The following is a 13,778-nucleotide window of genomic DNA, read 5'->3' as shown; positions in this document are numbered from 1 at the left end:
CTATGTCCGTGGAACGCGTCGGGCGCTGAACCACGCGTGGTCGGCAGTGCACCAATCGGTCAAGACGAGGCCGACGGCCGCCAGTGCGTTGTTCAACTCCGCCTCGGACAACCGGCGCGCGGTGAAGGATTGCGACCAGCTCTTGCCGGCCACGCTGTACCGGACCGTCGCACTCAGCAGGTCACCTTCGCGGAACGGCCGTTCGATGCGCACCAGCACCGGACCGACCTGCCCACCGTCGCCGTCGGCGACCTGGTCGAACCACTCGGGAGGATGCCATTCGACGATGAGCCGCCCGCCGGCCTCCAGGTGATGGGCGGCGGTGGCGAGCAATGCGTGCCGGGTGGCGGCCGAGGGGTGGTTGATCAGGTGGCTCGCCAGCAACACCCCGCCGAACCGGCGGTCGAGCCGCAGATCCTGGATGCGGGCACGGATCGTCTCCACGTCGCGCAGGTGGGCCAGCATCTCGGGCGACTCGTCCACGGCGAGCACCGGATGCCCGAGTTCGGTCAGGGCACGAGCGATGCGGCCCGTGCCACACCCCAGGTCGAGCACACCGGCTCCGGCGGGCAGTGCGGCGTGGACGATCTCGGGCTCGCCCGCCGCCCGCAGCAAGGTGTAGACCTCGATCGGGCAGCCGTCCGCGGTAACGTCAGGCATCCGGTGGACGTTACAACGCTCGTCGCCGCAACAGCGCTGGATCGACCCGGGCCAGGGCGGCCGGCACGGCCAATCCCCAGCCGATCTCGTATTCCTCGGCGAAGCACTGGTCACCGAGCGCGGCCCGGCCACGGCTGCTCAGAGTACGAATCTGCGGATCGGTGGGGTCATGGGCACCTCGCAGACGGGCCGCGGCTCCGAGCAGGAGCGCCACCTCGCGGTCCCGCTCGTACAGCGCGGCAAGACCGGCGACGGTCACCGCCACCGTCGCCACTACGGGCATGTCCTCGCTTTCGGCCGCCGCCGCGTACGCCCGGCTCAACGCCTCCTCGGCGCCCGGCCCATCGCCGAGTTCGAGACAGAGCGCACCCCGCGCCGCGCCGACCAGGGCCTGCCCGTGGTCACCGCTGAACCGGACCTGCTGGGACAGTCCGGTCTCGGCCGACTCGACCAACTCCTGTGCCCGGCCGAGATTCCCGGTCCGCGCCCACAGGCCGGATTCCCGCGCGTCGAGCAGAATCGTCATGTCGGGCGAAGACGAGCGCGACACGCGCTCCCGGGTCGTGGCGATCATCTCGGCGGCGCGCGTGGTCTCGCCGAGCCGCAGGTGCAAATCGATCCAGCGCAGGTCGATGAAGATCTCGTCGCTCAGGCTGAGCGAGCCGAACTCGCGGGCGAGCCGTTTGGCCTCGGTCAAGTCGGCCAGCGCACCGGCGAGGTCGCCGTCGTATTGCCGCAAAAGCGCGCGGAGCGGCAAAGCCGTGGCTTGGCCCCAGCGGTCGCCCGCGCGCGCGAAGCAGTCCAGCGCGGCGGTCACATCGGCGCGCACCGGATCGAGGCGGCCCTGAGCCTCGGCGGCCTGGGCGCGGCACAGGCGAGCCAGCCCGGCCAGCCAGGCGTCCGGCCCGTCGGCCAGCCGCTGGATGGTCGCCGATGACGCTTCGGCCGGCTCCAGAGCAGCCAACCGCACCATGGTCAGAGCCCCACTGAAACCCGGCAAATCCGAACGGCTCGCCAGGCGGCCGGTAAGCGCTCGCAGTTCCCCTCTCCCCTCCTTGGTCGAGTCGTTCATTAGCGCGCTCTGGGGGGCGACAGTGTTGAGCAACAGCATCGCTTCGGCGATGTCGCGCGCCACGCTCGGCCGCTCAGCGGGCAGCGCGACCACCTCGCCGAGCCAGTAGACCGCGTCGGAGTGCCGCCCGAGCATCTGCCAGTACCACGCCAGGTTCAGCGCCGGCCCGATCGCGGCGTCGGCGTCGCCGGTGTCGCAGAGGTGGCGCAGAGCGGCGAGCACGTTGTCGTACTCGCCACGCAACACGTGAAGTGCTTCGAGCTGCTCGGGACCGCGCAGTAGCGGATCATGGCGTGCGACCAGTTCGGCGAAGTAGCGGGCGGCCAGGTCCCGCACGCCGGTCAGTGCGCCTCGTTCGGCCAGGCGTTCCAAGCCGTATTCGCGGATCGTCTCCAGCATCCGGTACCGGCCGGTGTCCGGCGAGAGCTGCAGCAACGACCGGTCGACCAGGTCCGCGAGCAACTCCCGGATCCCGCCGGACGGCACCGCCGTACCGGCACAGACCGCGGTGGCCGAGGCAGGCGTGATGCCGCCGGGCAGGGCCGCGATCCGTTCCGCGACCGTGCGTTCGTCCTCGCTGAGGAGGTCCCAGCTCCAGGCGATGACCGCGCGCAGCGTGCGGTGACGGGGAAACGCGGTCCGGCTGCCACTGGTGAGCAGGCGGAACCGGTCGGAGAGCCCGGCGGCCAACTCGGCCAGCGAGAGCGTGCGCAGGCGGACGGCGGCCAGTTCGAGCGCGAGGGGCATGCCGTCCAGGCCGCGGACAATGCGGATCACCTCACTGAGGGTGCGCATGTCGATGTCGAATCCGGGCCGCACCGCCGCCGCGCGCTCGGCGAACAGGCGCACCGACGGCACACGGCGGGCCTGCTCGGCGTCCGCGTCCGGCTCGGGCAGGCCGAGCGGACCGAGCGGGACCAGCGCTTCGCCGTCGATGGCCAGCGGCTCCCGGCTGGTGGCCAGCACCCGTAATTCGCCGCAACGCGCCAGCAGTGCCGAAATCAGCTGCGCCACGGCATCGATCAGATGCTCGCAATTGTCCACCACGAGCAGGGTTTCCCGGCCGCTCAGCTGGTCCGCCAGCACGCTCAGTTCGTCGGCCGGGTCACCGCGCGGTTTGGCCGGAGCCTCGAACAGCGCCGAGCCGCGCAGCCCGATCGCGGCCAGCAGCGCGGCGCCGACCTTGGCGGGCTCGGTGACCGACGCGAGATCGATCATCCAGGCGCCGTCGCGGTAGCCGGGAAGATGGCGGCGGGCGGCCTCGACGGCGAGACGTGTCTTGCCGGCACCACCGGGGCCGAGCACGGTCACCAAGCGGCCGGCGCCCAGCAACGTGGTGATCCGCGCGAGGTCGTCGTCACGGCCGATGAAGCTGGTCAGCGGCGCGGGCAGGTTACCCGGCCGGACCTGGGCCGGGTCGGGGACCCGAACGGTCCGTTCGGCGCGCAGCAGGCGCAGGTGGCGCTCACGCAGGGCGGAGCCGGGGTCGGTGCCCAGGAGATCCGCCAGGGCCTCGCGAACCCGTTCGTAGAGGACAACGGCTTCGGCCTGGCGGCCCTGGTCGGCAAGCGCGTCCATGAGCAGCGCGGCCGCGCGCTCATGGACCGGATGCTCGGCGAGAAGGGCGGCCAGGCGGGTGGCGGCCACGTCGGCACGACCGAGCGACAACTCGGCCTCGGCAAGGTCCGCGAGCGCCTCGATCGAGACATGGGAAAGCCGGGTCGCGGTGGCGGGCGCGACCGCCGCGACGACCGCGGGCTCGGCGCCGGGGCCCTCGCCACACAGCGCCACGGCCTCGGTGAGCACGGTCGCCGACGCATGGAATTCGCCGGACCGCAGGTGGTCACGGCCGGTTGCGGCGAGCTGCTCGAACCTCAGCGCGTCCACGTCGGCGGCTTTCACGTTCAGCCGGTAACCACCCGAGAGTTGCGTGATGTCACCGGCCGAGCCAAAGGTCCGGCGTAACCGCGAGACGAGCGCCTGCAGGGCGTGAGCCGGGTCGGCCGGTGGGTCCTCGGCCCAGATCGCGTCGATGAGGACGCCCCGGTCGACCGCGCGTCCGCCGGCGAGCGCGAGCCGGACGACCAGCGCCTGCAACCGCGCCCCTGGAACGGGCAGCGTGGCGTCACCGCGAGACACCCGAAGGGCGCCGAGCAGCGTGACGGTAAGCCGCGCACCCCCGTGCATTCCCCGATTTTCGCGCACGAACCCTTGGCGCCCGCATCAGGACCCGTGTCAGCGCCGTGTGCGCAGCGTGTGAGCGGTCGTCGTCAAGCTCCCTGTGTGACTGAAGAAAACGCCGGTCTTCCGGCGGAACGCGACAACGGACAACGGAGGGGCCGATGACGACCGCCCACCACGCGGCTGACCGCTGGGTCCGCACCTGGGGCGCTTCACCTCAACTGCCCGACGCGGCGATCGCCGGGCTCGAGCCGTTCGCCGACGTGACACTGCGCCAAGAGGTACGCATCAGCGGTGGCGGACGCCGAGTCCGCATCCGCTTCACCAACGAGTACGGCACCGCGGGTCTGACCATCGGTGCCGCGCGGGTCGGTCTCGCGGCACCCGCCGGCGGGGTACGGCCGGGCAGCGACCGCGTGCTGACCTTCGACGGCAGACCGACAGTCACCGTCCCTCCGGGTGCACCGATGCTCAGCGATCCGGTGGACTTGCGTTTGCCCCCGCTTGCCCAGCTGTCCCTCAGCCTCTACCTGCCGGAACCGGTGAAAACCTGCACCTGTCACGGCATGGGGGTCCAGACCTGCTGGACTGTTCCCGGAAATGCGGTAGCCATCCCCGGCCGCCCGGCCCATGCCACATCCCTGCCGCTCCAGGCTTTCCTCTCCGCGGTGGAGGTGATTCCCGAGGGCCCGGCCAAGACCATCGTCGCGGTGGGCGACTCGCTCACCGACGGCTTCGGTTCGACACCGGATACCAACCGACGTTGGACGGACCGTCTGGCCGAGCGGCTCATCGAGCACGGCGGGGCTGCCGTCCATGTCTCCAATCAGGGCATCAGCGGCAACCGAATGCTGAACGACGGGTTCGGCGTCTCGACGCTGGCCCGGTTCGACCGCGATGTGCTGGCGACGCCGGGCCTCGGTTATGTCATCGTGTCCGAAGGTCTCGGCGATATCGCCGTCTCCTTCGCCCCGCGTGAAGACGACGGTCCCCTGGCCGAATTCCTGAAGACGTTCCCCGGCTCTCCGATCACCGCGGAGGACATCATCGCGGGCTACGGCCAGCTGATCGCCCGGGCGCACGGACACGGGGTGAAGATCTACGCCGCCACGCTGACTCCGTACGAAAACGACGACATGTTCGCGCCGGAAGGTGAAAGCGCGCGTCAGGTGGTCAACACCTGGATCCGCACCAGCGGCGCCTTCGACGGGGTGCTGGACTTCGACGCCGTCTGGCGCGACCCGGCCGACCCGCGCCGGATCAAGGACGGCTTCCACGCCGGTGACGTGCACGGCAGCGACGCGGGCTACCGCGCCCTGGCCGGCTCCATTGACCTGTCGCTGTTCGAGTGACACGCCCACGACCTCGTCCATCATTGTTCGAAAGGGGATTTCTCATGCATGACGTAGTGATAGCGGGTGCGGGCCCGGTCGGTCTTTTCCTTGCCTGCGAACTCGGTCTCGCGGGCTGCTCTGTCCTGGTCCTCGAGCGGGAACCGGAAGCCAGGTCCCCGTGGAAGGCGGACCCGCTCGGCATGCGTGGCTTGTCCGCGGCCTCGGTCGAAGCGTTCTACCGGCGCGGGATGCTGCGCTCGCTGTGGAAAGAGTCGGGCGTCGACCACGATCCCGGCACGGAGGAGCTGTCTTCTCCCCGGGGCGTGGGCCATTTCGCCGGCATGATGCTCGATCCGGCCAAGGTCGACACCGCCGCGCTGCCGTTCCGGCTTCCCGGCCCCGCAACGGAAGCCATGATGACGAACCTCGAAGCGGTCGAGACGGTGCTGTCCGGACAGGCAGCCACGCTTGGTGTGGAAGTCAGGCGCGGTGTCGCGGTCTCAGGGTTCGTCCAGGACGAAGAGGGCGTGACGGTGCGAGCCGGTGAGCGGGAGTACGCGGCGCGCTGGCTCGTCGGCTGCGATGGCGGACGCAGCACGGTGCGCCGCCTCGCGGGCTTCGACTTCGTCGGGACCGAGCCACAGTTCACCGGTTACGTCGTGCTCGCCACCATCGCCGATCCCGAAAAGCTGCGGCCCGGGTTCAACCTGACGCCGACGGGCATGTACCTCCGGCCCGCCGAAAAGTACGTCGGCATGCTGGAGTGTGACGGTGGCGCGTTCGATCGCTCACAGCGGCCGACTCGCGAACACCTCCAAGCGGTCCTGCGCCGTGTCTCCGGCTCCGACGTGACGCTCAGCGAAATCCACCTCGCCTCGAGCTTCACCGACCGGGCGATGCAGACGACGACCTACCGGCAGGGGCGGGTCTTCCTCGCGGGCGACGCCGCTCACATTCACTCTCCCCTTGGCGCGCAAGGACTCAACCTCGGCCTCGGTGACGCCATGAACCTGGGCTGGAAACTCGCCGCGACCGTGCGGGGGTATGCGCCGCAGGGGCTTCTCGACACCTACACCCGCGAACGCCACCCGATCGGCGCGGCGGTACTCGCCTGGACACGCGCCCAGGCGGCGGTCATGAGACCCGATCCCCATGCCCAGGCCGTCCAGGAACTGATCCACGACCTGATCGAGACCCGCGACGTGACCACCTACCTGCACAAGAAGATCTCGGGATCGTCCAACCGCTACGACCTCGGCAGTGACCACCCGCTGGTGGGCCGCAACGCTCCGGACTTCCGTCTCGAAGACGGCACCCGTCTCGGCGACCTGATGGCGAACGGAAAAGGCGTCGTGTTCGACTTCGGCGGCGGCCGGTCGCTCCAGGATTCGGCACTGGGCTGGGAAAATCGGCTCCACTATGCGGCCGGGCCGGCCGGAAACGACCTCGGGCTGGGCGCGGTGCTGATCCGGCCCGACGGCATCGTCGCCTGGGCAGGCGACCGCGTCCCCGACCCTGAGGCGTTCGAACGAGCCGCAGGCCGCTGGTTCGGCAGGCCCGCGACCTGAATCAGTCTATTGTGGACAGTGGTGGGCCGGTGACCGGGGCGGGTTCCCGTTCGTGCAGGAAGGCGCCCTGCTCACGGAGTTCTTGGCGGATCTGGCCGACGTCGAGCGCCCGGGGTGGGAGACCACCGCGCGCGGCGAGTCCCGCCGCGGTTCCCGCCGCGTGCCCGGTCATCCAGCACTGCGGGATCTCGCGCATGAAGGCCTGGGTGGTGGCGTCGCTGGCCACATGCCTGCCTCCGACGACCACACCGTCCAGGCGTTGGGGCACCAGGGCCCGGTACGGCACCGAGATCGTCGGGAACTTCTGGGAAGGAGACGGTGAAACACCGATCTCGTCCGGGTGGCGCACCCCCGCCCGCCATTCCTCCGCCGTCATGGGATGCAGGCCGGCCAGACGACGTGTCATCCGCACGCCGATCTGCGGTGCGGCGAGCATGATCCACGCGCCTTCGAAACCGGGCGCCTCGCGGCGGAAGAAGTCCAGATGGGCGACCATGCGCCGACGGGACTCCAGTTCGACCGTGCTGAGGTGTTCGACGTCGAGTCCGCTGTAGCCGGACATGCGGGGACCCATGAACACCACGACGTCGTCGCGCCAGCCGACGTGCGGGGTATCGAGATAGCCGAGGAGGTCACGCCCCCGGTTCATCAGCGCACGGTGGGCCGCCGGGTTGTCCCGCTTGAACGCCAGCCATTTCTTCATATCGACACCGGTCCAGGTGAAGGCGGTGTTGATGCAGTGCTGCACGTTGCCGCCCGTGCCGTCCTTCAAGGCGTCGGTCTCGAACTCACCACCTGCCTGCGCGATCACATCGAGGTCCCCGGTGGCGTCCACGACGACCTTGGCGAGGATCGCCCGGCGGCCCTGCTTGCTCTCGAAGATCACACCGCGGACGGTGTCCTCCTCGGTGACCGCGGCCACCACCCAGGAGTGCAGAAGCACCCGGACGCCTTCCCGGACAAGGAGTTCGTGGGAGACGATCTTGAGCCACTCCGGGTCGATCATCGGCGAGCGGCAGACGGTGTCACGGAAGGCGGACAGCCGCTCACGCCAGTACGCCACCTGGCCGGGATCGGTCGATCCCCACAATTCGGGGCCGGGCCCGGCGAGCGCTCCCTCGGGCAGCCTGTCGAGCAGTTCGGCACCGACGCCGGCGATGACCGGCGTACCGGCCCAGTCGGTCATCCGGTCGATCCAGATCACCAGTCCCCCCGCCGAGAGGCCGCCGAGATCCCCGTACCGCTCGACGAGCGTCACCCGCTGCCCGAGGCGCGCTGCCGCGACCGCCGCCGCCGTGCCCGCCGGGCCACCACCGACGACGAGGACGTCGGTCTCCTCGTGCACCGGGATCTCACGGGCGGGCTCGGTGATCGTGGCGACCGACGGCTCGGCCGGTGCGGGGGAACGCGGCCGATCCGCCAGGCCGCCGTCGGTGAACAGTCCGGTCGCGGTGGCGAAGTAGCTCTCGAGATCCGGTTCGCGCTGCGGCTCATCCATGCGTTCTTGGTAACCAGCGGCACTTGCCGGGGTCAATCAAATGTTTGCCCAGTGGAAGCCGCGCTGGTCCCGACCCCCCGTCGGCGCCGCTCACCGGCTTCGCGGCGAAATGCCGGTTCCTCGCCCAACAGGTGATTTTGTAACCTGATGGCCTCCCATCGAGCCCTGGAGGACGCGTGACCGCCACCCGGTTTCCCGAGACCGACTATTCGCCGCTCCTCCGGACCGACTTCACCGATGACGAGGCGTGGCAGGCGATTCTGGACGAGATCGGCGACGACTGGATGACCGTCATGGCCGATCCCGGCCACCAGGGCCTTTCCGTGCCCGAACTGGTCGCGCTGGTTCCGGAGGGCAACCGCTACCCGGTGCTCGTCGTCGCCGACGAAGTCACGTTCTCCTCCGCCGAACGCTCGCTGCTGCTGATCGACGTCAGGCAGGAAAACGGCCGGACGTTCCGGGTCGTGCCCGACGCGATCCAGTCGGCGGTCGGCAACCTGTCGATCGACAACGAGACCTTCGACGACTATCTCGATTCCGTCGACGAATCGGGCGTCTACCGGATTCACGAGAAGCAGCGCCAGGCATTGGCCGCACTGCAAAGCTTCGGCCAGCCGGGCCGGCGATACAGGTCCTTCCCGGCCCCGGACCGTGAATCCTGACCCGGCACGCGGCCGGGTAGGTTGCCCGCGTCCCGCACGGCCGAAAGGATCCCGTATGAAGCTGTACGCCGAACGTCCGGTCCGCCGCACCGCGCAGGCGGTCAGCGATCTGTGCGCGCTTCTGCTCGTCGCGGGCGCGGTGTGGCTCGGCTTGACCGCGCACGACCAAGTGATGCGACTGCGCGCGCCCGGCGACGGACTGGTCGACGCGGGCGACAGCCTGACCCACACGTTCGACTCGGCCGCGAACAATGCCGACGACGTCCCCTTCCTCGGCAAGGCGCTCGCGGGGGCGCTGCACACCGGGTCCGGGGCGGCCACCAAACTCGCCGACGCCGGGCACTGGCAGATCGACGCGGTCGGCAGCCTCGCCTTCTGGATCGCGACCGTCCTCATCGCCGTGCCGGTGCTGTTCGTGCTGGTGACCTGGCTGCCGCTGCGGTGGCGGTTCATCCGTCGTGCCACCGCGGGCGCCCGGCTGCGCGGGCTCGGCGAAGCGGGACAGGATCTGCTCGCGCTGCGCGCTTTGACCACCGAGAAGCTACCGCGCCTTGCCGCCGCGGGTGACGTCACCGCCGGCTGGCGTGAGCGTGATCCCGACGTGCTCGCCGAACTCGCCCGGTGGCACCTCGAACGCCTTGGACTACGCGCCGGCGTGTGAGCGCTATTGGGCCGCCCGCAGGTAGAGCCACTCGCCGTCCTCGCGGGTGAACGTGCTGAGCTCGTGCATCGACCCTGGTCTGCCCTCGCGACGGTAGTGCGCACGGAACTCGACGGTGCCGCTGTCGTGGAACGGGCTGCCACCGGTGGTGGCGAGCACGTCCAGCCGGGTCCAGCGCTGTCCCGGATCGGGGTCCAGATTCTTCGGCCGGGTGCTGGGATGCCACGTCGCGAGGAGATACGCCGTGTCACCGACGGCGAAAGCGCTGAACCGGGACCGCATGAGCTGCTCGGCGGTGGCCGCCGTGCGCTCGCCCGCGTGCAGGGGGCCACAGCAGGTGCCATAGGTTTCGCCGGAGCCGCAGGGACAGCGGCAGCCGGCGGCGATGTCGTCGGTCACCGGCCGATCCTAACGCTGTCCACTGTGGACACCGCGAAGGCGGTACCACGACCTACAACCTGGGCAACAACAACACCGGCGAGGTCGACCAGCGGGCGGTCGTGGACGCCGGTTTCCTAGCGACGGCTACGGCGAGCAGGCCGACGGCGAACCGTGGGACGTCAACCAGAATGACATCCAGCGCACCTACGGGCGGCCGTGGCCGATCTTTGCCGGGGAGCGCGGGGAGTACGAGCTGCTCCGGGGTGACCGCCACGCGGCCACCGGCCGGCTGGCCGGCATGGCCGCGACGGCCGGTCCGACCGGCCTGCTGCTGGTGTGGGACGAGAATCCGCCGTACCCGCGACGGCGGCCCGGCACTCCCACCGCTTCGGCGACCCCGCTGGCCTGGACGCACGCGCAGTACCTCCGGCTGGCCCGGTCTGTCCACAATGGACGCCCGATGGAGTATCCGGAAGTGGTGGCGCGGCGGTACCTGTGATGCGAGGGCGTGCCGGTTCCGGAACCGTTCACGCGCCGTTTCGCCCGCGCGGCCGTGCGGCGTCCTGACTCGGCGGGGCACCGAACTGGCGCCGGTACTCGCGGCAACTGTGACGCGGAAGGGCCGCGGGTAGTGGTCGCGAATCCAGCCCACCGCGCGGCCAGTTGACAATTGGAGATGATCTCCATATTTTGGAAGTGGAGATGACCTCCAAATCGACTCTACCCCGAGGTGTGACTTGAAGATCCTGATGTTCGGCCGGGGCGTGATCGCCACCATCTACGGCTGGGCTCTCGAACGGACCGGACACGACGTCGAGTTCTACGTCCGCCCGGGCCGCGCCGCGGAGTACGGCGACGCGGTGGACCTCGACCTGTTCGATCTGCGGCGCAGGGTGTGGGGGCAGCGCGTCGTCCAGAAGTGGCCGGTGCGCTGCCGCGAGGAACTGGAGCCGGACCACGACTTCGACCTGATCGTGCTGAGCGTGGGGCACCATCGTCTCGCGGAGGCGACGGCCTTCCTGACTCCGCGTGTCGGCCGGGCCACGGTGCTGGTTTTCGGCAATCTCTGGGCCGAGCCGCTCGCCGCGATCGGCGCCCTCCCTCTCGACCGGGTCTCCTGGGGCTTTCCCCAGGCCGGTGGCGGTTTCGGCGCGGACGGCGTGCTCCGTGGGGGGCTGCTGCCGTCGGTCGTCTTCGGCACCCTCGGCCGCCCCCCGGCCGACCGGGAACGGGCCGTGCGCCAGGCGTTTCGCGAGGCCGGGCTCCGGATCAAGGAGCAGCCCGACTTCCGCGGCTGGCTGTGGGTTCATTTCGTGTCGGATGCGGGCCTGTTCTCGCAGGGCCTGCGGCTGGGTTCCCTGTCCAAGCTGGCCGGGTCGACGAGCGACTTCCGCGAGGCGCTGCTGACCGGGCGCGAACTACTGCCGCTCGTCCAGGCGCGCGGCATCGACCTGCGACGTCACCGGGGCGGTGTGGCGCTGTTCCGGGCGCCCACCTGGCTGATGGCCCCCGTACTCGCCTGGCTGACCGCTCATATCCCGCCGGTTCGCGCGAATTTCGCGGCGCACTCCGACCCCGACGCCGAGGAGCCGCGCGAGGTCTGCCGGGACACCCTGGCCGAAGCACGACGGTTGGGCATCTCGGTGCCGCGACTGGAAGCGGCCGAACCGAACTTCGCCCGTGAGGGACGGGTCCACGCTGTTCCGCCCCCACCTCAGGAGGACAGGGCCGCTAGCCAGGCCCTCTCGCTGGAGGAGTGAGTTCTGATGCTCCGGCAAGTCGCCGGAGCCTTTCGACGGTGAGCTCGGACAGGCCGTCCACCGTCAGCGCCACCGATTCCCGAGCGGGTGCGACGGCGACCACCACGCATCCGGCGGAAAGCCCGGAACGAATCCCGGCGGATGAGTCCTCGATGACCACACATCGCCCCGGCGGCACTCCGAGCCGGGCCGCGGCGACGCGGTACGGCTCGGAGTGGGGTTTGGGATGCTCGACTTCGTCGCCCGCGATGGTGACCGTGAACATCGCCCTCGCCAGTGACGGCACCACAACGTCGATCACCGCCCGGTAGGACGAGGACACCAGCGCGCAAGGAACGCGTTCCCGCCGCAGCGCCGACAACAGGTCGTCGGCTCCGGGCAGCGGGTCGACCCCCGCACGCAGCCGGGTCAGCAGTCGCCGCTGTACGCGGGCATACAGTTCGTGCGGTTCTATCGGTGAGGAAGTCAGTGCGCAGAGCCGGGCCAGGTTCTCCGCGACGCCCTGCCCGCGCAACTCGTCGAACGGCACCGCCGAGGCGGGAACGCCCAACTCCCCCAGCACCGAGAGCTGGGCTTCGCGGAGAAGTCCTTCGGTGTCGACGAGGGTGCCGTCCAAGTCGAACAGGACCGCCCACTCCAGCGTCAAAACAGTGCCTTCGAATCGGGCGACACCTTGAGATTTCCGAGCAGGCCGTGCCACAGGTGGCCCGGATCGTCTTCCACCGTCTTGACGAACTCCCGCATCGCCACCAGGGCTTGGGGTTCTTGGTCGTCGTAGACGTCGCCCTGCAGCATCTTCAGCACATCGATGCGATACCGGGGATCCTGCACGAAAGCGGTGAACAGGATGTTCAGGCGATAATAGATGGAGATGAATTCATACCAGTTGGACACCCCGCGCCGGAGTTTGGTGACGTAGCCGGCGAAGCGGTCCGCCCGGAAGTCGCCCGCTTCCGCCGCGGCGATGATGTCGGCGCAGGCCAGGCGAGCGCTGTTCATCGCGACGCTCACCCCACTGGAGAAGATCGGGTCGACGAACCGGGCGGCGTCGCCGATCATCACCATTCCGTCGTCGCACACCTTCCGCATGCCGTAGCTGTAGTCGCCCTCCGCCTTGAAGGGGCGGACGCGTTCGGCGTTCTTCAGCGCGTCGAAGAGTGCGGGCCTGCTGCCCACCGATTCCCAGAAGAACCCTTCGAGATCGTCCTTGTTCTCCTTGAACCGCGCTTTCTGCGTCACCACCCCCACCGACGTGATCGTGTCCGTGATCGGGATCTGCCATACCCAGGAATCGCTGATCGGCAGGAAATGAATGAAGATGTATTCCGCCTGGTTCCTGTCGTTCGCCAGGGCTTCGCGGTCCAGTCCGCCGAACCAGCTGTGCACGGCGTACTGGTTGAACACCGGGTCGGGGACCTTGACCTTGAGCTGCCGTCCCAGCATCGTCTCGCGCCCGCTGGCATCGACGACCATGCGCACGCCCACCTCCGTGGTCACCGGGCCGATCCCGATCCGCAGGACGGGCCTGCCGGGGTCGGCGAAGTCCACTTCGCGCACCCGCACCCCGGAGAACACCTTCGCGCCCAGGCTTTCCGCGTGCTTGAGCAGGATCAGATCGAACTTGCCCCGATCGACGTGGAAGGTGTAGTCGCGGTCCACCCCGAGTTGGTCCCGTTCGTTGAACAACACGTCGGCCGCGCCCAGGCCGTGATCGTGCACCTGGAAGCCGAGCGGGTCGACCCCGTCCGCCCGGGCCGAGGTCCACGCCGCGCCGTACTTGCGCGGAAACCCCGCGGCCTCGATCTTGTCCATGGCCCCGATGTCGAGCAGGACCGGCGTGGTCGCCGGCACCAGCGACTCGCCCACGTGCTCGCGCGGGAACAGCTTGCTTTCGAACACGGCGACCGAAAGGCCCGCCTTGGCGAGATAGGACGCGGCGGTCGAGCCGGCCGGGCCGCCACCGATGACACCGATGTCGTAGTCGTGACTCATCCGCGCTCC

12 protein-coding genes are annotated in these 13,778 nt (G+C 69.6%); 6 read left to right on the top strand and 6 right to left on the bottom strand.

The genetic code is table 11. The features are described 5' to 3' along the window. Both ACFSXZ_RS01855 and ACFSXZ_RS01850 read right to left on the bottom strand, forming a co-directional pair. Positions 1-660, bottom strand: a complete 660-nt coding sequence (locus tag ACFSXZ_RS01855; protein ID WP_378260530.1) for a class I SAM-dependent methyltransferase — start codon at positions 658-660, stop codon at positions 1-3. Between the two features lie 10 nt (positions 661-670). Further along, entirely contained in the window at positions 671-3,919 is a 3,249-nt protein-coding gene (locus ACFSXZ_RS01850; protein ID WP_378260528.1) for an AfsR/SARP family transcriptional regulator, read from the bottom strand. 155 nt (positions 3,920-4,074) lie between these two features. Between ACFSXZ_RS01850 and ACFSXZ_RS01845 the strand changes: the two genes are divergently transcribed. Continuing rightward, positions 4,075-5,265 carry an SGNH/GDSL hydrolase family protein gene (locus ACFSXZ_RS01845; RefSeq protein WP_378260526.1) on the top strand — a complete coding sequence of 397 codons (1,191 nt, stop codon included), beginning with the start codon at positions 4,075-4,077 and terminating at the stop codon, positions 5,263-5,265. Between the two features lie 44 nt (positions 5,266-5,309). Continuing rightward, the gene (locus ACFSXZ_RS01840; protein ID WP_378260524.1) at positions 5,310-6,815 is read left to right on the top strand and encodes an FAD-dependent oxidoreductase; all 1,506 of its coding nucleotides are present in this window, start codon (positions 5,310-5,312) and stop codon (positions 6,813-6,815) included. Position 6,816: 1 nt separating this feature from the next. Here the strand turns inward: ACFSXZ_RS01840 and ACFSXZ_RS01835 are convergent, their stop codons facing one another. Further along, entirely contained in the window at positions 6,817-8,313 is a 1,497-nt protein-coding gene (locus ACFSXZ_RS01835) for an FAD-dependent oxidoreductase (RefSeq protein ID WP_378260522.1), read from the bottom strand. Positions 8,314-8,489: 176 nt separating this feature from the next. Here ACFSXZ_RS01835 and ACFSXZ_RS01830 point away from each other — a divergent pair, with 176 nt between their 5' ends. Next, positions 8,490-8,975 carry a DUF6924 domain-containing protein gene (locus ACFSXZ_RS01830; protein ID WP_378260520.1) on the top strand — a complete coding sequence of 162 codons (486 nt, stop codon included), beginning with the start codon at positions 8,490-8,492 and terminating at the stop codon, positions 8,973-8,975. A gap of 55 nt (positions 8,976-9,030) precedes the next feature. Then, on the top strand, positions 9,031-9,636 hold the full coding sequence (locus ACFSXZ_RS01825; RefSeq protein ID WP_378260518.1) for a hypothetical protein: 606 nt from the start codon (positions 9,031-9,033) through the stop codon (positions 9,634-9,636). A gap of 3 nt (positions 9,637-9,639) precedes the next feature. On the opposite strand, the gene ACFSXZ_RS01820 is transcribed toward ACFSXZ_RS01825, so the two are convergent. After that, the gene (locus ACFSXZ_RS01820; RefSeq protein WP_378260516.1) at positions 9,640-10,035 is read right to left on the bottom strand and encodes a YchJ family protein; all 396 of its coding nucleotides are present in this window, start codon (positions 10,033-10,035) and stop codon (positions 9,640-9,642) included. A gap of 280 nt (positions 10,036-10,315) precedes the next feature. Between ACFSXZ_RS01820 and ACFSXZ_RS01815 the strand changes: the two genes are divergently transcribed. Then, a complete protein-coding gene (locus ACFSXZ_RS01815; protein WP_378260514.1) occupies positions 10,316-10,516 on the top strand; it encodes a hypothetical protein in 201 nt (66 codons plus the stop codon). 238 nt (positions 10,517-10,754) lie between these two features. Beyond that, entirely contained in the window at positions 10,755-11,777 is a 1,023-nt protein-coding gene (locus tag ACFSXZ_RS01810) for a ketopantoate reductase family protein (protein ID WP_378260512.1), read from the top strand. On the opposite strand, the gene ACFSXZ_RS01805 is transcribed toward ACFSXZ_RS01810, so the two are convergent. After that, a complete protein-coding gene (locus tag ACFSXZ_RS01805) occupies positions 11,749-12,423 on the bottom strand; it encodes an HAD family hydrolase (protein ID WP_378260510.1) in 675 nt (224 codons plus the stop codon). The two genes, ACFSXZ_RS01810 and ACFSXZ_RS01805, sit on opposite strands and share 29 nt — an antisense overlap. Beyond that, positions 12,420-13,769 carry an NAD(P)/FAD-dependent oxidoreductase gene (locus ACFSXZ_RS01800; RefSeq protein WP_378260508.1) on the bottom strand — a complete coding sequence of 450 codons (1,350 nt, stop codon included), beginning with the start codon at positions 13,767-13,769 and terminating at the stop codon, positions 12,420-12,422. Before ACFSXZ_RS01800 ends, ACFSXZ_RS01805 begins: the two co-directional genes overlap by 4 nt. Positions 13,770-13,778 lie beyond the last annotated feature (9 nt).

Origin of the sequence: Amycolatopsis pigmentata (assembly GCF_042684065.1) — a bacterium.
Taxonomy (GTDB): Bacteria; Actinomycetota; Actinomycetes; order Mycobacteriales; family Pseudonocardiaceae; genus Amycolatopsis_E; species Amycolatopsis_E pigmentata.
The sequence above is the reverse complement of the archived record's forward strand: the minus strand, read 5'-3'. Positions and strand labels throughout refer to the sequence as shown.